The organism is Pseudomonas sp. NPDC089534, assembly GCF_044749305.1.
Taxonomy (GTDB): domain Bacteria; phylum Pseudomonadota; class Gammaproteobacteria; order Pseudomonadales; family Pseudomonadaceae; genus Aquipseudomonas; species Aquipseudomonas ekonensis.
The window spans coordinates 31377-55126 of the sequence record NZ_JBIVHR010000027.1 but is presented as its reverse complement, the minus strand read 5'-3'; the positions used below and the strand labels follow the sequence as shown (position 1 = coordinate 55126).

Genomic DNA, 23750 nt, shown 5'->3' with positions numbered 1-23750 from the left:
GGCGGGAGCAAGCTCCCTCGCCACAGGGCTCAGCGCTGGACGACGCGCATCTGCTTGGGTTCCTTTGGCAGTACGCGCTTGGCGACGACGTAGTGCTGTTCCCAGTACGGCTTGTTCAGCGTGTCGATGCTCACGGCCTTGCCGCGGCGCGGGGCGTGGATGAAGCGGTCGTTGCCCAGGTAGATGGCGACGTGGTTGACCCGACGGCTCTTGATGTTGAAGAAGATCAGGTCGCCCGGCTTCAGGTCCTTGCGCTCGACCTTCTCGCCGTGGCCGCTGGCCATGGCGTTGGAGGTGCGGGGCAGGTCGAAGGTGGCGTCGTTGAACGCGTACTTCACCAGGCCGCTGCAGTCGAAGCCCTTGCTCGGGCTGCTGCCGCCCCAGCGGTACGGCGTGCCGAGGACGTTCACCGCGCGGCTCAGGACGTTGCTGCTTTCCTTGTTCGCCATCGGTGGCACGACCTTGCTGTGGCCGTTGCTGCTGAGCGTGGTGTGCTTGCTCTGCTTGCCCTTGTTCGACGGAGCAGACGCATGGGATTTGGGGGTGTAGCCGTTGACGTTGGGAAGTCGTTGCTCACGGTTGGTGGCGTGGGCGGCCAGTGGCATCAGTAGGCAAATAGTTAGCCATGTCTTGAAAAATGGACGCATTAGGCAGGGCTCTTGTGTGTTAGCGCGCAACTTTATAACAGCTTTTTTGTCCCTTCCGAGGCCGTTGGTCGATTCGAACGGGGGGCAACGGAACCAATCAAGCGGCAAATGGACGCCATTGTCGGACAGAAGTCAGGTGCTATAAGGCTTTGACGGGGAACACGGTAGCATTTGCCGTACGTCGGCTACCTGTAAAAAAGTCACAAAGAATTAAAGAATATTTATCTATTGCGTGAATCGAGGTCTTCATGAACCGCTATCAACCGGCCGTTGCGAACCAGGACACCCACAGCAAAGTGATCGGCTATCTGCTGTGGATTTTCGGCTTCACCGGCGCCCACCGCTTCTATTACGGCAAGCCCGTGACCGGAACGATCTGGTTCTTCACCTTCGGATTGCTGGGCATCGGCTGGCTGATCGACGTGTTCCTGATCCCGGCGATGGATCGGGAGGCGGATCTGCGATTCGCCGCAGGGCCGATCGAATACAACGTGGCGTGGATCCTGCTGACGTTCCTCGGCGTGTTTGGCGTGCACCGCATGTATCAGGGCAAGTGGATCACCGGATTGCTGTACCTGCTGACCGGCGGGCTGTTCTTTCTCGGGGTGCTGTATGACTTCTGGACGCTGAACGATCAGGTTTCGCTGCGTAACCAGCAGAACCGCAGCGCCTTCCAGTGAAGTGAATTGCGGCGAGGGAGCTTGCTCCCGCCGGGTTGCATAGCGACCCCCGAAACGGGAGTCCTACGGCCTCCGACGGGAGCAAGCTCCCTCGCCACAGGTTACGCCTGGTGGCTGATCCGTCCGTCCACCAGAGTGTAGCGCACCACGCCCGGCAGGCTGTGGCCGATGAACGGGCAGTTCTCGCCCTTCGACAGCCAGGCCTCGCCGGCCACGGTCGACGCCTTCGGGTCGAACAGCACGATGTCCGCCGCACCGCCCACCTCCAGCTTGCCCGCCGGCAGGCGCAGCGCCTCGGCAGGGCCGGCGCTCAGGCGCGCCAGCAGGGTCGGCAGGTCCAGCAGGCCGTCCTCCACCAGCGTCATCGCCAGCGGCAGCAACAGCTCGACGCTGCTGATGCCCGGTTCGGTGGCGCCGAACGGCGCCAGTTTGGCGTCGCGCTCGTGGGGCTGGTGGTGGCTGGAGATCGCCGTGACCACGCCGGACTTCACCGCTTCGCGCAGGCCGTCGCGGTCGGCGCGGGTGCGCAGCGGCGGCTGGACGTGATAGAGGCTGCTGAAGTCGATCAGCGCCTCGTCGGTGAGGATCAGCTGATACAGCGCCACGTCCGCCGTGACCTTCAGGCCGCGGGCCTGGGCCTGGGCGATCAGCGCCACGCCGCGGGCGCTGGTGAGCTGGCTGAAGTGCGCGCGCACGCCGGTCTGCTCCACCAGCAGCAGGTCCCGGGCCAGGGCCACGGTCTCGGCGGTCTCCGGGATGCCCGGCAGGCCGAGGAAACTGGCGGTGGCGCCTTCATGGGCCAGGCCGCCGTCGGCCAGGTCGTGGTCCTGGGAGTTGAAGATCACCGTCAGGTCGAAGGTCGCGGCGTAGTCCAGCGCCCGGCACAGGGTGCGGGTGTTGCCGAAGCTCTTGAGGCCGTTGCCGAACGCCACGCAACCGGCGTCGCGCAGGGCCGCAAGCTCGGCCAGCTGTTCGCCTTCCAGGCCTTTGCTCAGGGCGCCGATGGGGAACACCTTGGTGTTGCCGGCCTCGCGGGCGCGGTCGAGGATCAGTTCGGCCACGGCGGAGGTGTCGAGCACCGGTTTGGTCTTCGGCGGGCAGCACAGGCTGGTCACGCCGCCGGCCGCGGCGGCGCGGGTTTCGCTGGCGATGGTGCCCTTGCGGCTGTAGCCCGGCTCGCGCAGGGCGACGTTGAGGTCGACCAGCCCCGGAGCGGCCACCAGGCCTTGGGCGTCAATGGTTTCGACGGCGGTGAATCCCGCCGGGGCGGCGCCGAGGGCGACGATCTTGCAGGCTTCGACGTGAATGTCGGTGACGCGGTCCAGGCCGCTGGCCGGGTCGATGACGCGTGCGCCGAGAATGCTGAGCTTCACTGGGCGTTCTCCTGCTCGAATTGGCGCTGGGCGGTCTGTCCGCTCATGGCCATGGACAGCACGGCCATGCGGATCGCGATGCCGTAGGTGACTTGGTTGAGGATGACCGAGTGCGGGCCGTCGGCCACCGCCGACTCGATCTCCACCCCGCGGTTGATCGGTCCCGGGTGCATGACGATGCAGTCGGGCTTGGCCCCGGCCAGGCGCGCGGTGGTCAGGCCGAACAGGCGGTAGAACTCGCCCTCGCTCGGCAGCAGGCCGCCGGTCATGCGCTCGCGCTGCAGGCGCAGCATGATCACCACGTCGACGTCCTTCAGGCCTTGGGCCATGTCGGTGTAGACCTTCACGCCGTACTGCTCGATGCCGATCGGCAGCAGGGTCTTGGGCGCGATCACGCGGATGTCCCGGCAGCCGAGGGTCTTGAGGGCGAGCATGTTCGAGCGCGCCACCCGCGAGTGCAGGATGTCGCCGACGATGGCCACCGAGAGGTTCTCGAAGCTGCCCTTGTGCCGGCGGATGGTCAGCATGTCGAGCATGCCCTGGGTCGGGTGGGCGTGGCGGCCGTCGCCGCCGTTGATGATCGCCACCTGCGGGCAGACGTGCTCGGCGATGAAGTGCGCGGCGCCGGAGTCTCCGTGGCGCACGACGAACATGTCGGCGGCCATGGCCTCCAGGTTGCGCAGGGTGTCGAGCAGGGTTTCGCCCTTGCTGGCCGACGAGGTCGACACGTTCAGGGTGATCACGTCCGCGGACAGCCGCTGGGCCGCCAGCTCGAAGGTGGTGCGGGTGCGGGTGGAGTTCTCGAAGAACACGTTGCACACGGTCTTGCCGCGCAGCAGCGGGACTTTCTTCACCGCCCGGGCACCGACTTCGAGGAACGAGTCGGCGGTGTCGAGGATTTCCGTCAGCAGCTCGCGGCGCAGGCCGTCGAGCGAGAGGAAGTGGCGCAGCTGGCCCTGGTCATTGAGCTGCAGCGGGCGCTTGGTGTCTAGAGGCGTCATCGCGAAGGGGACTCTCAATAGGGCGGATTAAAAGGCAAGGTCTTGCAGTTCGAGGTTCAGCTCGGGGCCGGACAGCTTGACCCGCTCGTGGGCGGCCAGCTTCAGCGTGGCGCCGACCACGTTCGGGCGGATCGGCAGCTCGCCGGCGTCCAGGTCCAGCAGGCAGACCAGGGTCACGCTGGCCGGACGGCCGTAGTCGAACAGTTCGTTCATGGCGGCGCGGATGGTGCGCCCGCTCATCAGCACGTCGTCGATCAGCACCAGGTGCTGGCCTTCGATCTCGAAGGGCAGGGCCGAGGGGCGCACCTGGGGGTGCAGGCCGTTCTGGCTGAAGTCGTCGCGGTAGAAGGAGACGTCCAGGGTGCCGAGCGGCGCATCGCTGCCCAGTTCCTCGAGCAGGGCCTGGGCGACCCAGACGCCGCCGGTGCGGATGCCGATGAAGCGCGGCTCGCTGATGCCGCGCGCGTCCAGGTGCGCCTTGAGGCGGGTCGCCATCTGGCTGATCAGATCGGCGGGATTGGGCAGGCTCATGGTTGCTCCTTCTCGGGGGCGGGCCGGCGCGTGTGGGCGGCGGCCCGGGTCGTAACCAAAAGAAAAGCGCCGAAGCGCTTGTCAGGATTCAAGTAAAGCGGCGTTTTCGTCGAGCCAGCCCTGCAGCAGCAGGGCGGCGGCGATGGCGTCCACCGGGTTGTCGCGGTAGCTGCCCTTCTGCCCGCCACGGGCCATCCGCTCGCCCTTGGCCTCGAAGGTGGTCAGGCGTTCGTCGTGGGTATAGAAGGGCAGGTTGTAGCGGCCGTTGAGGCGTCGGCCGAACTTCTCGGCGCGCTCGCACATCTCGCTCGGCGTGCCGTCCATGTTCAGCGGCAGGCCGACCACCACGGCGTCGGGTTGCCATTCCTTGATCAGGGCCTCGACCTGGTTCCAGTCGGGCACCCCGTTCTGCGCCCTCAGGGTGCACAGCTCGCGGGCCTGGCCGGTGACGGCCTGGCCGACCGCCACGCCGATCGAACGGGTGCCGTAGTCGAAGCCAAGGATAAGGCGCAGGGCCATCAGGCGTGCCCCGCCTGGCTGGTCAAAAGGCTCAGGTTGATGCCCAGGTGCTTGGCGGCGGCCTCCAGGCGCAGGTCGCTGCGGGTGTTGAACAGGACGTCGGCGTCGTACGGGCAGGTCAGCCAGGCGTTGTCGGCCAGTTCGGCCTCCAGTTGGCCGGCCTCCCAGCCGGCGTAGCCGAGGGTGATCAGGCTCTTTTCCGGGCCGACGCCGTCGGCGATGGCGAACAGCACGTCCTGGGACGTGGACAGCGCCAGGTGGCCGTCCAGCTCGACGGTGGCCTGGAAGGTCTGGCCCGCCGGGTGCAGGACGAAGCCGCGGTCGGTCTGCACCGGTCCGCCGATGTAGATCGGCACGTGCTGGCAGCGCGCCGGCGGGTCGATGTCCGGGCGCAGTTGCTCGAGGATGTCGGCCAGGTTCAGTTCCTGCGGTCGGTTCACCACCAGCCCCATGGCGCCATTGGCCGTGTGCTCGACGATGTAGGTCAAGGTGTGGGCAAAGTTGGGGTCGGCCATGTGCGGCATGGCGATCAGGAATTGATGCTTGAGGTAGCTGGGGCTGACGTTTTTCATGTGCGCTAGTGTGGCGGTCAAGGGGCGAACTGACAAGCCGGGGATGCTGACAAGTGCACCCCGCGGTGTCCTGGACGACGCCTTCGCGGGCAAGCCTGCGAAGGCGTCCCGTCAGTTGCTGGACAGCCGGTCGCCCCGGGCGAATTTCCAGGTGCGGATGATTTCCAGCCGGTCGATGTCCGACAGGTCGCCGGTGAACGGCGCAAACGGCGCCGCCAGCCGGACGATGCGCTGGGCGGCCTGGTCCAGCAGCGGCTGGCCGGAGGACTCCAGCACCATCACTTCATACAGCGAGCCGTCGCGGTTGATCGACACCATCAGCCGCAGGTTGCCGTAGATCTGCTGGCGCCGCGCCTCGTCGGGGTAGTTGAGGTTGCCGATGCGCTCGACCTTCTTGCGCCATTCGTCCTTGTACCAGGCGCCCTTGTCGCGCATGGTCGAGGCGGCGCTCAGGCGGTGGATCCGCGGACGCTTGGCGTACAGCTGCTGCTCCTGGGCCAGTTCCGCCTCAAGGCTGGCGATGTCGCTGGACAGCTGCGAGCTGTCGAACGTCGGCGCATCGACCGCCGGGCGGGTCTCGGTCTTGGTCTCTTCCTTCTTGGTCGGCGCCTTTTGCGGCTTCGGCGCCACCGTGGTCACGGCGGCCTTGGGCGCCGCTTCCTTCACTTCTGCCTTGGCGGCGGGGGGCGGGGTGACTTTCTTGACCTGGTTGTCCTGGAACGGCGCGACCTCGGTGGTCTTCGGGATCGCCTTCTTGTCCAGCGTGCCGCTGCCTTCCTGGTTCTCTTGGGCGAGGAAGTCCGCCTTGGCGGGCTTCTTCTCGCTCTTGAACGTGGCGAGGGTGATTTCCAGGGTCTTGCTGATCTGCTTGGGCTCGACCATGGTGAAGCCCACGCCGAGCAGCAGCGCCAAGTGGATCAGCGCCGCGAGAAAGAGGGTAAAACCGAGGCGATCGACCGGGCGCACGCCGGAATGGGCGAGTTCTGCGGGCAGATCGGACGGAAGCGTCATGACAAGGAAACCAACATCGCGTTTTTCACAGGCCGCGCATGATAACGCAATGTTGGTTGTACGCCTTGGGCTTCAAGCATCAAGCGACAGGCTGCATGTGACGCACATCAAGCTTGCAGCTTTTTCCAGATGGCCTCCATCAGCAGGCCGCCGATGTCGGTGCCGAAGGCGTTGTCGATTTCGCGGATGCAGGTCGGGCTGGTGACGTTGATTTCGGTCAGGTGCTCGCCGATCACGTCCAGGCCGACGAACAGCAGGCCCTTGGCGCGCAGGGTCGGGCCGACCTGGGCGGCGATCCAGCGATCCTTGTCGGTCAGCGGGCGGGCTTCGCCGCGGCCGCCGGCCGCCAGGTTGCCGCGGGTCTCGCCCTGGGCCGGGATCCGCGCCAGGCAGTAGTCCACCGGCTCGCCGTCGATCATCAGGATGCGCTTGTCGCCGTCCTTGATGGCCGGCAGGTACGCCTGGCCCATGATCTGCTGGGTGCCGAGGGCGGTCAGGGTCTCCAGGATCACCGACAGGTTCGGGTCGCCCGCGCGATGGCGGAAGATCGAGGTGCCGCCCATGCCGTCCAGCGGCTTGAGGATCACGTCGCCATGCTGGGCGGCGAACTCGCGCAGCACGTCGGCGCGGCGGCTGACCACGGTCGGCGGCGTGCACTGCGGGAACAGCGTGGCGAACAGCTTCTCGTTGCAGTCGCGCAGGCTCTGCGGCTTGTTGACCACCAGCACGCCGGCGCTTTCGGCCTGTTCGAGCAGGTAGGTGGAGTACACGAACTCCATGTCGAACGGCGGATCCTTGCGCATCAGGATCACGTTCAGGTCGCTGAGGAGCGAATCCTGCTCCTCGCCCAGCTCGAACCACTTCTGCGGGTCGGCGAACACCTTCAGCGGCTTCATCTTCGCCCGGGCCAGGCCTTCGGCCTGGTACAGGTCGCGCTGCTCCATGTAGAACAGTTCCCAGCCGCGCTTCTGCGCGGCCAGCAGCATGGCCAGCGAGCTATCCTTTTTATAGGAGATGCTGGCGATGGGGTCCATCACAATCCCGACGCGAACGCTCATGGGGGTGTTTCCTCGAAAATTGGCTACCGGACCGGTACGGAAAAAGTGGCGTCAGAGTGGCTCCGGGCGGGTTTGCGGTCAAGGAAAAACCCGTCGATAGATTGGATCAGGAGACTGTGCTAAAAAGGCTGCCATACCGAGCTGGCCCTTGAACGGTAAGGGTTTCCAGCCGACAGTCATCGCAGAACGGACAAATTGATTCGCAAAGGCGACGGTAGAGCCCCCTTATGGAACAGCAGTCCAGCGCCTTGAAGGTCATGGTGATCGACGACTCGAAAACGATTCGCCGCACCGCCGAGACACTGTTGAAGAACGCAGGTTGCGAAGTCATCACGGCGATCGACGGTTTCGACGCGCTGGCGAAGATCGCCGACCACCACCCGGACATCGTGTTCGTGGACATCATGATGCCGCGTCTGGATGGTTATCAGACCTGCGCTTTAATCAAGAACAACAGCGCGTTCAAGGCGACGCCGGTGATCATGCTGTCGTCCAGGGACGGGCTGTTCGACAAGGCCAAGGGGCGGATCGTCGGTTCCGATCAGTTCCTGACCAAACCGTTCAGCAAGGAAGAGCTGCTCGACGCGATAGCGGCCCATGTGCCGGGCTTTGCCGCCGTCCTGTCGCAGTGAGACACGCACAAGGACGCCCGGCCAGCGGGCCGGGCGTCGACAAGAAAAATGGGGAAGACCATGGCTCGTATCCTGATCGTCGATGATTCGCCGACCGAAATGTACAAACTGACCGGCATGCTGGAGAAGCACGGCCATGAAGTGCTCAAGGCCGAAAACGGCGCCGACGGCGTGGCCCTGGCCCGCCAGGAAAAGCCCGACGCGGTGCTGATGGACATCGTCATGCCCGGCCTCAACGGTTTCCAGGCCACCCGCCAGTTGACCAAGGATGCCGAGACCAGCCACATCCCGGTGATCATCATCACCACCAAGGACCAGGAAACGGACAAGGTCTGGGGCACCCGCCAGGGCGCGAAGGATTACCTGACCAAACCGGTCGAAGAAGACACGCTGATCAAGACCCTGAACAACGTGCTGGCCGGTTGAGCGCGCGGCCATGAGCGGGTCGCTGACCGCGTTCGAGCTGCTGTGGCAGATGGATCAGCGCTGCCGGTCGCTGGCGGCGCAGCTGCCGTCGCAGCCGGCCGGCCGGAACCTGTGGAGCGGCATCGGCTTTCGCCTGGGCGAACACTGGTACGTGACGCCCATGGGCGAAATCAGCGAAGTGCTCCCCGAACCGCGCTTCACCCAACTGCCGGGGGTCAAGCCCTGGGTCAAGGGCGTCGCCAACCTGCGCGGACGGCTGTTGCCGGTCATGGACCTGTGCGGCTTTTTCGGCCATGAGCTGTCGCCGCTGCGCAAGCAGCGGCGGGTGCTGGTGGTGGAGCACCAGGACGTGTTCGCCGGGCTGATGGTCGATGAGGTCTTCGGCCTGCAGCATTTCGAGCAGGACAGTTTCGAGCCGTTGCCGATCAGTGAGCGGCAGGGCGCGAAGGCCGGGTTTCTCAAGGGGCACTTCCGGCGCGAACAGGACTGGCGGGTGTTCAGCCTGTTTGCGCTGGCGCAGTCCCCGGGTTTCATGAACGTCGCAATATAGCCGCAACAACAGAGAGTCCATGTGGGAGCGGGCCTGCTCGCGATTCAGCCGCCGCGGTGTGCCGGGCACGCCGCGTTACCGATCAATCGCGGGCAGGCTCGCTCCCACAGGGGCTTCGGTGGGCTTCAGACAGGCGAGGACCGATGACAAAAGCAAAACCAGGCATGCCCGCAGAAGGCACGCGCAGCCGCTCGCAGATCATCGTGCTGTTCATCGCGCTGATCGTGTTCATCATGCTGCTGTTCGCCAACTTCGCGTACCTCAACACCCAGGCCAACTACGACAAGCAGTACATCGGCCACGCCGGCGAACTGCGGGTGCTGTCCCAGCGCATCGCCAAGAACGCCACCGAAGCCGCCGCCGGCAAGGCCGCCGCGTTCAAGCTGCTCAGCGATGCGCGCAACGATTTCGCCCAGCGCTGGGGCTACCTGAAAAAGGGTGACGCCGCCACCGGCCTGCCGCCCGCGCCGTCCACCGTGCGCCCGGAGATGCGCGCCGTGCAGCTGGACTGGGAACGCCTGCTGAAGAACACCGACGCCATCCTCTCCAGCGAACAGACCGTGCTGTCCCTGCATCAGGTGGCCGCGACCCTGGCCGAAACCGTGCCGCAACTGCAGATCGAGTACGAAAAGGTCGTGGAGATCCTGCTCCAGCGCGGCGCCCCGGCGGGGCAGGTGGCCATGGCCCAGCGCCAGTCGCTGCTGGCCGAGCGGATCCTGGGGGCGGTCAACACCGTGCTGTCGGGCGACGAGAACTCGCAGCAGGCCGCCGATGCCTTCGGCCGCGACGCCACCCGGTTCGGCCAGGTGCTCAGCGGCATGCTCCAGGGCAACCCTTCGCTGAAGATCAGCCAGGTCGAGGACCGCGACGCCCGGGCGCGGCTGGGCGAAATCGCCGAGCTGTTCCAGTTCGTCTCCGGCTCCGTGGACGAGATCCTCGAAACGTCGCCGGAGCTGTTCAAGGTGCGCGAGTCGGCCACCAACATCTTCAGCCTGTCGCAGACCCTGCTCGACGAAGCCTCGCACCTGGCCAGCCGCTTCGAGAACCTGGCCGGCGGGCGCAGCACCGACACCATCGGCGGCTACGTGCTGGGCCTTTTGGCGCTGGCCTCGATCATCCTGATCGGCATGGTCATGGTGCGCGAGACCAACCGCCAGCTGCGCGAGACCGCCGAAAAGAACGAGCGCAACCAGAACGCGATCATGCGCCTGCTCGACGAGATCGAAGACCTGGCCGACGGCGACCTCACGGTGACCGCGTCGGTGACCGAGGACTTCACCGGCACCATCGCCGACTCGATCAACTATTCCGTCGACCAGTTGCGCGACCTGGTGGCGACCATCAACCTCACCGCCGGCCAGGTCGCCGCGGCGGTGCAGGAAACCCAGGCCACCGCGATCCACCTGGCCCAGGCCTCGGAGCATCAGGCCCAGCAGATCGCCGAAGCCTCCAACGCGATCAGCGACATGGCCCAGTCCATCGACCAGGTGTCGGCCAACGCGGCCGAGTCGTCGGCGGTGGCCGAGCGCTCGGTGGACATCGCCAACAAGGGCAACGAGGTGGTGCACAACACCATCCACGGCATGGACAACATCCGCGAGCAGATCCAGGACACCGCCAAGCGGATCAAGCGCCTGGGCGAGTCGTCCCAGGAGATCGGCGACATCGTCAGCCTGATCGACGACATTGCCGACCAGACCAACATCCTGGCGCTCAACGCCGCGATCCAGGCGTCGATGGCCGGCGATGCCGGGCGCGGCTTCGCCGTGGTCGCCGATGAAGTGCAGCGCCTGGCCGAGCGCTCCTCCGCCGCCACCCGGCAGATCGAGACGCTCGTGCGGGCGATCCAGGCCGACACCAACGAAGCGGTCATCTCCATGGAGCAGACCACCACCGAAGTGGTGCGCGGCGCACGCCTGGCGCAGGACGCCGGGGTGGCCCTGGAAGAGATCGAAGGCGTGTCCAAGACCCTCGCCGCGCTGATCCAGAGCATTTCCAACGCGGCGCAGCAGCAGACCTCCTCGGCCGGGCAGATTTCCCTGACGATGAACGTGATCAAGCAGATCACCTCGCAGACCTCGTCCGGCTCCACGGCCACCGCCGACAGCATCGGCAACCTGGCGAAAATGGCCAGCCAGCTGCGCCGTTCGGTGTCCGGGTTCACCCTGCCGGCGACACCGGCGCCGGCCACGGACAAGGCGTGAGGCCGGCGGACGGGGTGACTATGGGCGACCGGCACGACTATGTGGCCCTGGAGTGGGTCAAGGGCGAGATCGCCGAAACGCTGAGACAGGCGCACCAGGCCATCGAAACGGTGCTCGACGAACCGTCCTCCGCCTCCGGGCTGGACGAGTGCCTGGCCTGCATCCATCAGGTGCACGGCGGCCTGCAGATGATCGAGTTCTACGGCGCCGCGCTGCTGGCCGAAGAGATGGAGCGTCTGGTCGAAGCCTTGCGCCAGGGCCGCGTCGGCCACCGCGAAGAAGCCCTGCACCTGCTGCTGCAGGCCATCGGCCAGTTGCCGCTCTACCTCGACCGTGTGCAGGGCGCCCGGCGCGACCTGCCGCTGGTGGTGCTGCCGCTGATCAACGACCTGCGCAGCGCCAGGGGCGAGAGCCTGCTGTCGGAGACCAGCCTGTTCAGTCCGCAGTTGCCCGACATCGCGCCGTTGGACGACGAAACCCTGGAACGGCTCGCGCCGGCGGATCTGCCCAATGTGCTGCGCAAGCTGCGCCAGATGCTGCAGATGGCGTTGGTCGGGCTGCTGCGCGAGCAGGATGACCAGACGCACCTGGGCTACCTCGCCAAGGTCTTCCTGCGCCTGGAGGCGTTGAGCGGCGATGCGCCGCTCAGCCCGTTGTGGCAGGTCGCCTCGGCGTTGGTGGAGGGCATGCGCGAGGGGCGGATCGCCAACAGCCCGGCGCTGCGCAGCCTGTTCAAGGACGCCGACCAGGAACTCAAGCGCCTGCTCGAGCAGGGCATGCCGGGCCTGAACCAGCCGCCGGCGCCGGAACTGCTCAAGAGCCTGCTGTTTTACATCGCCAAAGCCGAACATCCCACCGGGCAGATGCTGACCATGAAAGACCGCTATTCCCTGGACGACGCGTTGCCCGACAGCGCGATGGTCGACGAAGAGCGCGCGCGCCTGGCCGGCCCCGACCGCGATGCCATGCGTTCGGTGCTCGTGGCGCTGTGCGAGGAGCTGGTGCGGGTCAAGGAGCGCCTCGACCTGTTCGTGCGCAGCGACCGTCAGCACGTCTCGGACCTGGACAGCCTGCTGGCGCCGCTGCGGCAGATCGCCGACACCCTGGCGGTGCTCGGCTTCGGCCAGCCGCGCAAGGTGATCATCGACCAGTTGGCGGTGGTGCTCGGCCTGGCCCAAGGGCAGCGCGAGCCGAACGACGCCACGCTGATGGACGTCGCGGGCGCCCTGCTGTACGTCGAGGCGACCCTGGCCGGCATGGTCGGCACGGTCGAGCCGCAGGGCCCGGACGACGGCGGCCTGCCGACCACCGACCTGTCGCAGATCCACCAGATCGTGATCAAGGAAGCGCGCATCTGCCTGCAGCAGGCCAAGGACATGATCGTCGATTACATCGAGGCCGACTGGGACCGCCAGCCGCTGCAGCCGTTGCCGGAACTGCTGACCCAGGTGCGCGGTGCGCTGGCGATGATCCCGCTCAGCCGCGCGGCGAGCCTGGTCGAGGCCTGCAACGGGTTCATCCGCGAGCGCCTGCTGCTCGACCCGCACGAGCCCGGCTGGCAGCAGCTGGACAGCCTGGCCGATGTCATCGCCAGCCTTGAGTATTACCTCGAACGCCTGGGCGACGACCCGCAGGCCCCTAGCGAGCCGTTGCTGGAAGTCGCGCAGAACAGCCTCGCCAAGCTCGGCTATTTCCCCAGCGAACAGCATGTGCCGCTGCTGGACGATGTGCTCAGCCCCGGCGAAGCGCTGGTGATGCAGGACCTGCAGGCGCTGGATGATCCCGGCATCGTCCAGTCGCTGGCCGACGTGCTGGCCAGCCCGGTGTCGGCGGTCAACCCGCCGGCGCAGATCACGCCCGGAAGCCTGTTGCCGCCGCCGGCCGGCGAGGAACCGGTGGACGACGAGCTGCGCGAAGTGTTCCTCGAAGAGACCGATGAAGTGCTCGAGGTGCTGGGCGAGTACCTGCCGCGCTGGTCGGCCGACCCCCAGGACCGCGCCGCCCTGGGCGAACTGCGCCGGGCCTTCCACACCCTGAAGGGCAGCGGCCGGATGGTGCGGGCGCTGATCCTCGGCGAATTGGCCTGGGCCGTCGAGAACCTGCTCAACCGCGTGCTGGAGCACAGCGTCGAGCCGGGGCCTGCGGTGCGCCAGGTGCTGGCGGACTGTCAGCCGCTGCTGCCGGAACTGATCACCGAGTTCGCCGCCAACGCCCAGCGCCAGCGCAACGATGTCGACCGCCTGGCGGCCCGGGCCCATGCGCTGGCCAGGGGCGATGCGCCGCAGTCCGTCGCGCAGGCGCCGGACACCGCGGCGCCGGATCCGCTGTTGCTGGAAATTTTCCGCAACGAAGCCGAAACCCATCTGGCCAGCCTCAACCGCTTCCTCGACCAGGCCGCCGAGCATGTGCCGCTGCCGGCCAGCGACGAGCTGCAGCGGGCGCTGCACACCCTCAAGGGCAGCGCCTCGATGGCCGGCGTGCTGCCGATCGCCGAGCTGGCGGCGCCGCTGGATCAGATGGCCCGGGAACTCAAGGCCCACCAGTTGGCGCTGGACCTGGACGAAGTGGAACTGCTGCTGGAGGCCGAGGGGCTGTTGCGCATCGGCCTGCGTCAGCTCGGCCACGATCCGCTGGCGCCGATCGTCGGTGCGCAATCGTTGGTCAAACGCACCGAAACCTTGCTGGCCGAACGGCTGGCGTCGATCCACGATGCGCCGAGCGGCGGCTTGCGGGTCAAGCGCGACCCGCAGCTGATCAACGACTTCCTGGCCCAGGGCATGGACATCCTGCTCGACGCCGAAAACCTCTTGCAGCGCTGGCAGCAGCACCCCGGCGAACGCCAGGAACTGAGCGCGCTGCTGGACGAGCTGACCACCCTGGGCGAGGCCGCGCACCTGGCCGACCTGCTGCCGGTGGACGTGCTGTGCGAAGCCTTGCTCGACCTGTACGGCGCCGTCGAGGAAAGCAGCCTGGCGGTCAGCGAGGCGTTCTTCGAGCAGGCCCAGCACGCCCACGAAGCGCTGATCAACATGCTCGACGAACTGGCCGCCGGCCAGGAAATCACCCCGCAGCCCCAGCGCATCCGCGCCCTTCACGACCTGCTCGACCAGGGCCTGGATCCCGCGTCCATGGGCCTGATCCGCAGCGACGGCAGCCGTACCCTGAACATCCGCGAGCTCGGCAGCGCCACCGCCGAACTGCAGAAGGCCGCCGCCGGCATCGGGCCGGACGACGAGATCGTCGAGATCTTTCTCGAAGAGGCGGTGGACATCCTCGACAGCGCCGGGCAGGCCTTGCGCCGCTGGCTGGCGGATCCTTCCAACGGCGCGCCGCTGCCGTCGCTGCAACGGGACCTGCACACCCTCAAGGGCGGCGCGCGGATGGCCGAAGTCGATGCGGTCGGCGACCTGGCCCAGGAACTGGAGACCGTGTACCAGGGGCTGGCGGACCGCCGCCACAGCCACAGCGATGCCCTGGGGAATCTGCTGCGTCAATGCCACGAGCGGTTGGCCCGGCAGCTCGATCAACTGCGCAGCCATCAGACGCCGAGCCCGGTGCAGGACTTGACCGACGCGCTGCGCCGGTTCCGCCAGGGCGAGCCTGCTGCGCCGGTGCCGGTGCCGGTGCCGGCGGCGGACGCCGGGCACGAGGGCGCGGCGCATGATCCGGAATTGCTGGAGGTGTTCCTCGAGGAAGGCTTCGACATCGTCGAAAACTCCGGCGCGGCCCTGACCCGTTGGCAGGCCGAGCCCGGCAACCGCCAGGAAGTCGAAACCCTGCTGCGGGACCTGCATACCCTCAAGGGGGGCGCGCGGATGGTGGAGATCGGCCCCATCGGCGACCTGGCCCATGAGTTGGAGAACCTCTACGAACGCCTGTCCGCCGGCACGTTGCAGCCGGGGGCCGAGCTGTTCGCGCTGGTGCAGCGCAGCCACGACCGCCTGGCCCAGATGCTCGACGCGGTGCGTGCCGGGCAGCCGTGCCCGCCGGCGGACCGGCTGATCGGCGCGATCCGCGATTTCAGCCACCCGGCGGCGCCGCAGGCGCCGGCCCCGGTGCCGATCGTGCCTGTGAAGGCCGAGCCCGCCGCACCGGCCGCCGACAGCGGCGCGGACATGGTCAAGGTGTCGGCCGAACTGCTCGACGACCTGGTCAACCTGGCCGGCGAAACCTCGATCGTCCGGGGACGGATCGAGCAGCAGGTCAGCGATGCGCAGGTGGCGCTCAACGAGATGGAGACCACCATCGAACGGATGCGCGACCAGTTGCGCCGCCTCGACACCGAGACCCAGGGTCGCATCCTCAGCCGCCAGCAGGTGGACAACGAACGCCTGGGCTACGAAGAGTTCGACCCGCTGGAAATGGATCGCCATTCCCAGTTGCAGCAGCTGTCCCGGGCGCTGTTCGAGTCCGCCTCGGACCTGCTGGACCTGAAGGAAACCCTCGACCGGCGCACCCGTGACGCGGAAAACCTGCTGCAGCAGCAAGGCCGGATCAACTCCGAACTGCAGGAAGGCCTGATGCGCACGCGCATGGTGCCGTTCGAGCGGATGCTGCCGCGCCTCAAGCGCATCGTCCGCCAGGTCGCCGAGGAACTGAACAAGGACGTGGCCTTCAGCGTCGGCAACGCCGAAGGCGAAATGGACCGCAATGTGCTGGAACGCATGGCGGCGCCGCTGGAGCACATGCTGCGCAACGCCGTCGACCATGGCCTGGAGCCCGCCGACGTGCGGCTGGCGGCGGGCAAGCCGGCCCAGGGGCAGATCACCCTCGACCTGTCCCGCGAGGGCGGCGACATCGTCTTCGACATCCGCGACGACGGCGCCGGGGTGCCGCTGGACGCGGTGCGGCGCAAGGCGGTCAAGCGCGGCCTGCTGGCGCCGGACGCCGAGATCAGCGACCGCGACGTGCTGCAGTTCATCCTTCAGCCGGGGTTCTCCACCGCCGAGAAAATCACCCAGATCTCCGGGCGCGGCGTCGGCATGGACGTGGTGCACGAAGAGGTGCGCCAGCTGGGCGGCACCATGAGCATCGATTCGGTGCCGGGGCAGGGCGTGCATTTCCGCATTCGCCTGCCGTTCACGGTGTCGGTCAACCGGGCGCTGATGGTGCAGTGCGGCGACGATCAGTACGCGATACCGCTGAACACCATCGACGGCATGGTGCGGGTGTTGCCGAACGAGCTGGAAAGCCGCTTCCGGCTCGATCCGCCGGTGTACGAGTACGCCGGCCGGCGCTACGAGCTGTGCTACCTCGGCGAGCTGCTCAAGACCGCCCCGCGGCCCAAGCTGCTGGGCCAGAGCCTGCCGGTGCCGGTGCTGCTGGTGCAGTGCAACGAGCGGCACGTCGCGGTGCAGGTGGACGCCATGGCCGGCACCCGCGAGATCGTGGTCAAGAGCCTCGGGCCGCAGTTCGCTGCGGTGCAGGGGGTGTCCGGGGCGACCATCCTCGGCGATGGCCGGGTGGTGCTGATCCTCGACCTGCTGGCGCCGATCCGCGCGATGCAGGCCCGCCTGCCGCAGCAGCCGGCCCAGCCGGAGATCGACCACGAGCCGCACAGGCCGGTGCTGGTGCTGGTGGTGGACGACTCGGTCACCGTGCGCAAGGTCACCAGCCGCCTGCTGGAGCGCCACGGCATGAACGTGCTCACCGCCAAGGACGGGGTCGACGCGATGCTGCTGCTGGAGGAGCACCTGCCCGACGTCATGCTGCTGGACATCGAAATGCCGCGCATGGACGGCTTCGAGGTGGCGACCCGGGTGCGCAGCGACGAACGCCTGCAGCACCTGCCGATCATCATGATCACCTCGCGCACCGGGCAGAAACACCGCGACCGCGCCATGGCCATCGGCGTCAACGAGTACCTCGGCAAGCCGTACCAGGAATCCGTGCTGCTCGACAGCATCGCCCAATGGAGCAAGCGACATGCATGAGCGGCGTCACAACCCACGCACCAGCCAGCTCACCGGGCTGCTGCTGCCGCTGGCCGACCGCAACCTGATCCTGCCGAACGTGGCGGTGGCCGAGCTGATCGACTACCAGGCCGGCGCCTTCGACCTCGACACGCCGCCGTGGTACCTGGGCCGGGTGACCTGGCGCGAGCGGCAGATCCCGCTGCTCAGCTTCGAGTCGGCCTGCGGGCAGAAGACCGTCATCGGCGAACGGGCGCGGATCGTCATTCTCAATGCCCTGGGCGGGACACCGCAGCTGAGGTTCATGGCGTTGCTGGTGCAGGGGATTCCGCGCTCCTGCAAGCTCGACAGTCAGTTGAGTTACGTGGATGTGCCGTTGTGTGCGCTGGAGCAGGCGGCGGTGCAGGTGGGCGACCAGGTGGCGAAAGTGCCGGATCTGCTGGCGCTGGAGAAACTGCTGGTGGAGGCCGGGCTCACCGATTGACCCGGTCTCCATCGTTACGCTGACCGTAACGGTTCGCCGCGCTGCTTGATTGATGCTCCCTCCGCCCGCTCCTAAGGTGGGCTCCACGACAGCGAACCCCGTGGAGTGAGCATGACAACAACAATGACCCCCGACCCGCGCTGGACGCGGCGGCGTGACGAGAAGCGGCGCCGCCTCGACCGGGTGCGCGGCCTGGCCGACGGTGCGGTGCTGCCGACCGACCGGATCGTCGCGGCGCTCGAAGCGCTGATCCTGCCCGGCGACCGAGTGGTGCTGGAGGGCAACAACCAGAAGCAGGCGGACTTCCTGTCCCGGGCCCTGGCCAAGGCCGACCCGTCGAAGCTGCACGACCTGCACATGATCATGCCCAGCGTCGGCCGCTCCGAGCACCTGGACCTGTTCGAGCGCGGCATCGCCCGCAAGCTGGACTTCTCCTTCGCCGGCACCCAGAGCCTGCGCATCAGCCAGCTGCTGGAAGACGGCCTGCTGGAGATCGGCGCGATCCACACCTACATCGAACTCTATGCGCGGCTGGTGGTAGACCTGACGCCCAACGTGGTGCTCTCGGCCGGCTTCATGGCCGACCGCGCCGGCAACATCTACACCGGCCCCAGCACCGAGGACACCCCGGCGCTGATCGAGCCGGCGGCGTTCAGCGACGGCATCGTCATCGTCCAGGTCAACCAGTTGGTGGACGACGTCAGCGAACTGCCCCGCGTCGACATTCCCGCCTCGTGGGTGGACTTCGTGGTGGTGGCGGACAAGCCGTTCTACATCGAGCCGCTGTTCACCCGCGACCCCCGGCACATCAAGCCGGTGCACGTGCTGATGGCGATGATGGCGATCCGCGGCATCTACGAAAGGCACAACGTGCAGTCGCTCAACCACGGCATCGGCTTCAACACCGCCGCCATCGAGCTGATCCTGCCGACCTACGGCGAGTCCCTGGGCCTGAAGGGCAAGATCTGCCGCAACTGGACGCTCAACCCGCACCCGACCCTGATTCCGGCCATCGAAAGCGGCTGGGTCGAGAGCGTGCATTGCTTCGGCACCGAACTTGGGATGGAGCAGTACATCGCCGCCCGCCCGGACGTGTTCTTCACCGGCCGCGACGGCTCGCTGCGCTCCAACCGGATGTTCAGCCAACTGGCGGGGCAATACGCGGTGGACCTGTTCATCGGCGCCACGCTGCAGGTCGACGGCGACGGCCATTCCTCCACCGTCACCCGCGGGCGCCTGGCCGGTTTCGGCGGTGCGCCGAACATGGGCCACGACCCCCGCGGCCGCCGTCACGGCACCCCGGCCTGGCTGGACATGCGCCACACCGATTCGGCGCAGCCGATGCTCGAACGGGGCAAGAAACTGGTGGTGCAGATGGTCGAGACGTTCCAGGAGGGCGGCAAGCCGACCTTCGTCGAGACCCTCGACGCCGTGGACGTGGCGAAGAAGAGCGGCATGCCGCTGGCGCCGGTCATGATCTACGGCGACGACGTCACCCACCTGCTCACCGAAGAAGGCATCGCCTACCTGTACAAGGCCCGTTCGCTGGACGAGCGCCGGGCGATGATCGCGGCGGTGGCCGGGGTCACCGCCATCGGCCTGCGCCATGACCCGAAAGACACCGAGCGCCTGCGCCGCAAAGGCCTCGTGGCCCTGCCCGAAGACCTCGGCATCCGCCGCACCGACGCCACCCGCGAGCTGCTGGCGGCCAAGAGCGTGGCCGATCTGGTCGAGTGGTCCGGCGGCCTCTACAACCCGCCCGCCAAGTTCAGGAGCTGGTAATGCACGCACTCAATCCGCAAGCGAAACCCGTCAGCCTGGCCGAGCGCCTGGCGGACCTGGCGGTGGACGCGCTGATCGACGAGGCCGACCTGTCGCCGAAACCGGCCCTGGTCGACCGTCGCGGCAACGGCGCCCACACCGATCTGCACCTGGGGCTGATGCACGCCTCGGCGCTGGCGCTGTGGCCGGCCTTCAGGGAAATGGCCGAAGCCGCTGTCGAGGCCGGAACGATCGACCTGGCGTTGCGCGAAACCGTCGGCCGCATCGGCCGTGAAGGCGAACAGGCGATGCTGGCGACCACCGGCGGCGTTAACACCCACCGCGGCGCGATCTGGGCCTTGGGCCTGTTGGTGACGGCCGCAGCGCTGGCGCCCGAATCCAATGGTGCCGGTGCGGTCGCCCTGCGCGCCGCGCGCCTGGCGTTGCTGGATGACCGATATGCGCCGCGTTCGTTGAGCCATGGCGCCCAGGTCGCCCTGCGCTACGGCGCCCGCGGTGCCCGCGAAGAAGCGCAACTGGGCTTTCCGGCGGTCACCGGGCGCGGCCTGCCGCAGCTCGAACGCAGCCGCGCCGCCGGCCACGGCGAGCAGAACGCCAGGCTCGACGCCTTGCTGGCGATCATGACCGGCCTGGCCGACACCTGCGTGCTGTACCGCGCCGGGGAGACCGGCCTGCACGCCATGCAGCGCGGGGCCCAGGCCGTGCTCGACGGCGGCGGCAGCGCCAGCCTGGCCGGCCGCCGCCATCTGCACGCGCTGGACCGGCAACTCATCGCATTGAATGCCTCGCCCGGCGGCGCCGCCGACCTGCTCGCCGCCACCTTGCTGCTCGACCGGATCGGTCACGGCGGCATCCTTCAGGGAGCGTATTGATGGAAACCCTATCGTTTGAATTCCCCGCCGGTCAGCCGCCGCGCGGACGTGCCTTGGTGGGCTGCGTCGGCTCCGGCGATCTGGAGGTGCTGATCGAACCGGGCCTGGCCGGCACGCTGTCGATCAACGTGCAGACCTCGGTCAACGGCAGCGGGCAGCGCTGGCGGCATCTGTTCGCGCGGATGTTCGACGGCAGCGTGCCGCCGGCCATGAACATCGAGATCCACGACTTCGGCGCCACCCCCGGCGTGGTGCGCCTGCGTCTGGAACAAGGCTTCGAGGAGATCGGCCATGACTGACAGCGCAACGCTGCTGAACAAGCACAGCTTCGTCGAACTCGGTGCGCGGCAACGGGCGAAGGCCTTGCTCGACGTCGGCACCTTCCGCGAACTGCTCGACCCGTTCCAGCGCGTCATGTCGCCGTGGCTGGAGCGCCAGGGCGTCGTCCCCCAGGCCGACGACGGCGTAGTGATCGCCAAGGGCAGCCTCGACGGCCTGCCGGTGGTCGTCGCCGCCATCGAAGGCGCGTTCCAGGGCGGCAGCCTCGGCGAGGTCGGCGGGGCGAAGATCGCCGGCGCGCTGGAGCTGGCCGCCGAAGACAACCGCAACGGCATCCCGACCCGCGCCGTCCTGCTGCTGGAGACCGGCGGCGTGCGCCTGCAGGAGGCCAACCTGGGGCTGGCGGCGATTGCCGACATCCACGCGGCGATAGTCGATCTGCAGCAGTTTCAGCCGGTGGTCGGCGTAGTGGCCGGCAGCGTCGGCTGCTTCGGCGGCATGTCGATCGCCGCCGGCCTGTGCAGCTACCTGCTGGTGACCCAGGAAGCCCGGTTGGGCCTGAACGGGCCGCAGGTGATCGAGCAGGAAGCCGGCATCGCGGAGTACGACTCGCGGGACCGGCCGTTCATCTGGAGCCTGACCGGCGGCGAGCAGCGTTTCGCCAGCGGGCTGGCGGACCGCTACGTGGCCGATGACGTGGCGCAGATTCGCGGGCAGGTTGCCGACCTGCTGCATCAGGGCCTGCCGGCGCAACCGCGCAGCCGGCGCGCCGAGTGGTTTTTGCGGCGCCTGGCGAGCCTGGACGCCGAGGCGCAGATCGAACCCTCGGTGGTTCGCGACCTGTATCAAGGAGAGCGCTCATGAGCGGAGTATCCCTGCGGGGCCTGACCTGGTTCAACGCGTTGAGCGGCGGTGCGCCGGCGCTCGAAGGCCTGCCGCCGTCGCTGCGGGTGGCGGACGTTGCGCTGGGGCGTCTGCTGGCGGTGGTGGCCGATCCGGACAACCGTTTTCCCCGTGCCCGCCAGGGCGAGGTCGGCCTGCTGGAAGGCTGGGGCCTGGCCAAGGCCGTGGACGACGCCATCGTGGCCGACCGCGACCGGGCGCACAAACGGGCCTTGATCGCCATCGTCGATGTGCCGAGCCAGGCCTACGGCCGTCGCGAAGAGGCCCTCGGCATCCATCAGGCGCTGGCCGGGGCGGCGGACAGCTATGCCCGTGCACGCCTGGCCGGGCATCCGGTGATCGCGCTGCTGGTGGGCAAGGCCATGTCCGGGGCGTTCCTGGCCCACGGTTATCAGGCCAACCGCCTGATCGCCCTGCGCGATCCGGGGGTGATGGTGCACGCGATGGGCAAGGCGTCGGCGGCGCGCGTGACCTTGCGCAGCGTCGAGGAACTGGAGGCGCTGGCGTCCAGCGTGCCGCCGATGGCCTACGACATCGACAGCTACGCCAGCCTGGGCCTGCTGTGGGAAACCCTGTCGGTGGCGCAGACCGAGCAGCCGACGGCGGAGGATCTGGCGCGGGTGACCGAGTGCCTGCGGCAGGCCATCGCCGATGTGTCGTCGGCGGGCCTGGGCGGGCGCCTCGGGGCGGCCAACCGCGCCGCGTCGAGCCGGGTGCGCGAGCTGTTGAGGGCGCAGTGGTGAGCCTGCCCTGGCCGCTGCCCCACGATCTGCTCTGGGGCATGACCCCGGCGCAGTTGCCGGAGGGAGCGCCGCTGTGGGCGGTCGAGTCGCTGCGCGCCGGGCAACCGGTGGTGGTGCGGCGCGCAGAGGGCGCCTCCGGCCAGGTCGCTGTCGGCCTGCGCGGTGCGGCGCGGGAGCAGCGTTGGGCGGCGTTCATGGCAGTCGGGTCGGTTGTGCGCCGGGTCAGCCCGGAGGCGCTGTGCCACGTCGACAGCCCCCGTGACCTGCCGGCGATGCGGGCGCTCAGGCAGCTTCGGCCGCTGCTCGACGACGGCGGCTGGGTCTGGGGCGTCAGCGGCAGCGCCGGGTTCGAACTGGCGAGCGGGTTTGCCGCGATGCACGCCGGCAGCGACCTCGACCTGATCCTGCGCACGCCGCAACGGCTGCCCCGTCATCAGGCGCGTCAGTTGCTGGCGCTGCTTGAGCGTGCGGCCTGCCGGGTCGACATGCAGTTGCAGACGCCGTCCGGGGCGGTCGCCCTGCGCGAGTGGGCGGGCGCCTCGGCCCGGGTGCTGCTCAAGGGTGCGCAGCGGGCGTGTCTGGTCAGCGATCCATGGAACCTGCAGGAGCAGGCGGCGTGAGCAGCCTGCTGGTGTTCCCGGGCCAGGGCGCGCAGCAGCCGGGCATGCTCCGGCCGTTGCCTCGGCAAACGCTGGCCGAGGCCAGCGACGCGCTGGGCGAAGACGTCACGTTGCTGGATTCGCCGCAGGCCCTGCGCACGACGCGGGCGGTTCAGCTCTGCCTGCTGATCGCCGGCGTGGCGGCGTCCCGGCAGCTGTTGCAGGACGGCGCGCAGGTGGATTATGTCGCCGGCCTGTCCATCGGCGCCTACCCGGCGGCGGTGGTGGCCCAGGCGTTGAGCTTCGGCGATGCGCTGCGCCTGGTCAGCCTGCGCGGCGAACTGATGCAGCAGGCCTATCCGCAGGGCTACGGCATGACCGCCATCACCGGCCTGCAACCGGAGGCCGTGGAAGCCTTGGTCGCGCAGGTGCACAGCGGCGAAGCCCCGGTCTACCTGGCCAACATCAACGCCGACAGCCAGGTGGTGATCGCCGGCAGCGATCCCGCGATGCACGCGGTGGCGGAGCTGGCGCGCCGCCGGGGGGCGGGCCTGGCGAAGCGCCTGGCGGTGAGCGTGCCGTCGCACTGCCCGCTGCTGGAGGGGCCCGCGCAGGTGCTGGCCGACGCGTTCGCCGCCGTGCCGGTGCAGGCGCCCAAGATCGCTTACCTGAGCGGCAGCCGTGCGCGTCCGCTCACCAGGCCCGAAGCGTTGCGTGACGACCTGGCCTTCAACATGTGCCGTGTGGTGGACTGGCGCGGCACCGTGCAAGGCGCCTATGAGCGCGGCGTGCGGCTGCAGATCGAACTGCCGCCCGGCGCGGTGCTGACCGGGCTGGCGCGCCGGGTGTTCGGGCAAGGCACGGTGATCGCCTTCGACGGCGCCCGGCCCGACACCCTGCAGGCGCTGCTGCGTGAGGAGGAGGGCCGCCGACCCTAGACCACCCGACTTCAGGCTTCGAACAACAAAAACA

Annotated in this window: 22 protein-coding genes; 14 read left to right on the top strand and 8 right to left on the bottom strand. The window is 68.1% G+C overall.

Annotation, left to right across the window (positions count from 1 at the left end; genetic code table 11):
• Positions 1 to 29: 29 nt before the first annotated feature.
• Entirely contained in the window at positions 30 to 647 is a 618-nt protein-coding gene (locus ACIP0B_RS11190; RefSeq protein WP_085580844.1) for a C40 family peptidase, read from the bottom strand.
• A 248-nt stretch (positions 648 to 895) separates the two neighbouring features.
• Here ACIP0B_RS11190 and ACIP0B_RS11185 point away from each other — a divergent pair, with 248 nt between their 5' ends.
• Positions 896 to 1327 (top strand): NINE protein, encoded by a 432-nt coding sequence (locus tag ACIP0B_RS11185; protein ID WP_400831898.1) that lies wholly within the window; start codon positions 896 to 898, stop codon positions 1325 to 1327.
• A 101-nt stretch (positions 1328 to 1428) separates the two neighbouring features.
• Here the strand turns inward: ACIP0B_RS11185 and ACIP0B_RS11180 are convergent, their stop codons facing one another.
• The 7 genes from ACIP0B_RS11180 to gshB all read right to left on the bottom strand — a co-directional run bounded on the left by ACIP0B_RS11180 (position 1429) and on the right by gshB (position 7392).
• A complete protein-coding gene (locus tag ACIP0B_RS11180) occupies positions 1429 to 2700 on the bottom strand; it encodes a dihydroorotase (protein WP_400831896.1) in 1272 nt (423 codons plus the stop codon).
• Complete coding sequence (locus ACIP0B_RS11175; protein WP_085580837.1) at positions 2697 to 3701, bottom strand: aspartate carbamoyltransferase catalytic subunit; 1005 nt, start codon at positions 3699 to 3701, stop codon at positions 2697 to 2699. The genes ACIP0B_RS11180 and ACIP0B_RS11175 overlap by 4 nt, the downstream gene beginning before the upstream one ends.
• 27 nt (positions 3702 to 3728) lie before the next feature.
• The gene (pyrR, locus tag ACIP0B_RS11170) at positions 3729 to 4232 is read right to left on the bottom strand and encodes a bifunctional pyr operon transcriptional regulator/uracil phosphoribosyltransferase PyrR (RefSeq protein WP_400831894.1); all 504 of its coding nucleotides are present in this window, start codon (positions 4230 to 4232) and stop codon (positions 3729 to 3731) included.
• A gap of 81 nt (positions 4233 to 4313) precedes the next feature.
• The gene (gene ruvX / locus ACIP0B_RS11165; RefSeq protein ID WP_400831892.1) at positions 4314 to 4751 is read right to left on the bottom strand and encodes a Holliday junction resolvase RuvX; all 438 of its coding nucleotides are present in this window, start codon (positions 4749 to 4751) and stop codon (positions 4314 to 4316) included.
• Positions 4751 to 5323, bottom strand: coding sequence for a YqgE/AlgH family protein (locus tag ACIP0B_RS11160; RefSeq protein ID WP_400831891.1), 573 nt, complete (start codon positions 5321 to 5323; stop codon positions 4751 to 4753). Before ACIP0B_RS11160 ends, ruvX begins: the two co-directional genes overlap by 1 nt.
• 111 nt (positions 5324 to 5434) lie before the next feature.
• Positions 5435 to 6334, bottom strand: a complete 900-nt coding sequence (locus ACIP0B_RS11155; RefSeq protein ID WP_400831890.1) for an energy transducer TonB — start codon at positions 6332 to 6334, stop codon at positions 5435 to 5437.
• A 107-nt stretch (positions 6335 to 6441) separates the two neighbouring features.
• The gene (gene gshB, locus ACIP0B_RS11150; RefSeq protein ID WP_400831888.1) at positions 6442 to 7392 is read right to left on the bottom strand and encodes a glutathione synthase; all 951 of its coding nucleotides are present in this window, start codon (positions 7390 to 7392) and stop codon (positions 6442 to 6444) included.
• Between the two features lie 227 nt (positions 7393 to 7619).
• Here gshB and pilG point away from each other — a divergent pair, with 227 nt between their 5' ends.
• The 13 genes from pilG to mdcH all read left to right on the top strand — a co-directional run bounded on the left by pilG (position 7620) and on the right by mdcH (position 23716).
• Positions 7620 to 8024 (top strand): twitching motility response regulator PilG, encoded by a 405-nt coding sequence (pilG, locus tag ACIP0B_RS11145; RefSeq protein ID WP_400831886.1) that lies wholly within the window; start codon positions 7620 to 7622, stop codon positions 8022 to 8024.
• A gap of 60 nt (positions 8025 to 8084) precedes the next feature.
• Complete coding sequence (gene pilH / locus ACIP0B_RS11140) at positions 8085 to 8450, top strand: twitching motility response regulator PilH (protein ID WP_003229091.1); 366 nt, start codon at positions 8085 to 8087, stop codon at positions 8448 to 8450.
• 10 nt (positions 8451 to 8460) lie between these two features.
• Complete coding sequence (locus tag ACIP0B_RS11135; RefSeq protein WP_400831884.1) at positions 8461 to 9000, top strand: chemotaxis protein CheW; 540 nt, start codon at positions 8461 to 8463, stop codon at positions 8998 to 9000.
• 143 nt (positions 9001 to 9143) lie between these two features.
• Entirely contained in the window at positions 9144 to 11204 is a 2061-nt protein-coding gene (locus ACIP0B_RS11130) for a methyl-accepting chemotaxis protein (protein ID WP_400831882.1), read from the top strand.
• A 20-nt stretch (positions 11205 to 11224) separates the two neighbouring features.
• Positions 11225 to 17137 (top strand): Hpt domain-containing protein, encoded by a 5913-nt coding sequence (locus ACIP0B_RS11125; RefSeq protein WP_400831881.1) that lies wholly within the window; start codon positions 11225 to 11227, stop codon positions 17135 to 17137.
• Positions 17130 to 17600 carry a chemotaxis protein CheW gene (locus ACIP0B_RS11120; RefSeq protein ID WP_400831879.1) on the top strand — a complete coding sequence of 157 codons (471 nt, stop codon included), beginning with the start codon at positions 17130 to 17132 and terminating at the stop codon, positions 17598 to 17600. Before ACIP0B_RS11125 ends, ACIP0B_RS11120 begins: the two co-directional genes overlap by 8 nt.
• A 111-nt stretch (positions 17601 to 17711) precedes the next feature.
• On the top strand, positions 17712 to 19382 hold the full coding sequence (gene mdcA / locus ACIP0B_RS11115) for a malonate decarboxylase subunit alpha (protein WP_400831877.1): 1671 nt from the start codon (positions 17712 to 17714) through the stop codon (positions 19380 to 19382).
• Positions 19382 to 20254 (top strand): triphosphoribosyl-dephospho-CoA synthase, encoded by an 873-nt coding sequence (locus ACIP0B_RS11110; RefSeq protein WP_400831876.1) that lies wholly within the window; start codon positions 19382 to 19384, stop codon positions 20252 to 20254. Before mdcA ends, ACIP0B_RS11110 begins: the two co-directional genes overlap by 1 nt.
• The gene (locus tag ACIP0B_RS11105; protein ID WP_400831875.1) at positions 20254 to 20553 is read left to right on the top strand and encodes a malonate decarboxylase subunit delta; all 300 of its coding nucleotides are present in this window, start codon (positions 20254 to 20256) and stop codon (positions 20551 to 20553) included. The genes ACIP0B_RS11110 and ACIP0B_RS11105 overlap by 1 nt, the downstream gene beginning before the upstream one ends.
• The gene (locus ACIP0B_RS11100) at positions 20546 to 21397 is read left to right on the top strand and encodes a biotin-independent malonate decarboxylase subunit beta (protein ID WP_400831873.1); all 852 of its coding nucleotides are present in this window, start codon (positions 20546 to 20548) and stop codon (positions 21395 to 21397) included. Before ACIP0B_RS11105 ends, ACIP0B_RS11100 begins: the two co-directional genes overlap by 8 nt.
• The gene (mdcE, locus tag ACIP0B_RS11095; protein WP_400831871.1) at positions 21394 to 22179 is read left to right on the top strand and encodes a biotin-independent malonate decarboxylase subunit gamma; all 786 of its coding nucleotides are present in this window, start codon (positions 21394 to 21396) and stop codon (positions 22177 to 22179) included. Before ACIP0B_RS11100 ends, mdcE begins: the two co-directional genes overlap by 4 nt.
• The gene (locus tag ACIP0B_RS11090) at positions 22176 to 22799 is read left to right on the top strand and encodes a malonate decarboxylase holo-ACP synthase (protein ID WP_400831870.1); all 624 of its coding nucleotides are present in this window, start codon (positions 22176 to 22178) and stop codon (positions 22797 to 22799) included. Before mdcE ends, ACIP0B_RS11090 begins: the two co-directional genes overlap by 4 nt.
• Entirely contained in the window at positions 22796 to 23716 is a 921-nt protein-coding gene (gene mdcH / locus ACIP0B_RS11085) for a malonate decarboxylase subunit epsilon (protein WP_400831868.1), read from the top strand. The genes ACIP0B_RS11090 and mdcH overlap by 4 nt, the downstream gene beginning before the upstream one ends.
• The last annotated feature ends 34 nt before the right edge of the window (positions 23717 to 23750 follow it).